Annotated in this window: 1 protein-coding gene; it reads left to right on the top strand. The window is 74.4% G+C overall.

What is annotated here, in order from left to right; translation table 11 throughout:
• The coding region (locus FCS21_RS16840; RefSeq protein WP_222927978.1) for a hypothetical protein at positions 1 to 566 on the top strand (566 nt) is incomplete at both ends.

Below are 566 nucleotides of genomic sequence, written 5' to 3' on the forward strand. Positions count from 1 at the left end.
CCGTCGAGGACGACAGCGGCGACGACAGCGGCGACGCGCGGCCGTCTCTCGCGTCGCTGTGGCCGTCGGCGCGGGCCGGGGGCCGAGTGGGTGCCGAGACGCGGGAGCGGGAGTGTCACCACGCCGACGGCGCGGCGGAGTGTCCGCTGTGTTGTCCGCCGGGGGAGACGGTCGACGCGGGGACGCCGATACCGGAGTCGGCGGAGGCCCCGCCGGGCGAGGAGGTGCGCGACGGTTTCGAGCGGCCGCCGGAGTGGGAGGCGGAGGCGGTGGTGCAGAAGGCGACGGGGGAGGAGTCGGTACTGGGGTCGCCGGGCGGCGTCGATTACGGCGAGGTCGTCGTCGAGGGCGTCGACGCGATCCCGCCGGAGAAGCTGATCCCGCCGGCCGAGTTGCGGACGCCGAACCCGTCGGTCGATCCGACGGAGTACCCACCGCCGGAGTTGATCGAGCGGCAGTTATCGGAGATACACCGGGGCGAGCCGGTGTCGGCGAAGCGGTGGTCGGACGACTGGCACGCCGAGCGGTACGGCGACGACGACGCGGACGGGGGCGACGTCGAGGAG

This window comes from Colwellia ponticola, from assembly GCF_005885605.1.
GTDB classification, from domain to species: Bacteria; Pseudomonadota; Gammaproteobacteria; order Enterobacterales; family Alteromonadaceae; genus Colwellia; species Colwellia ponticola.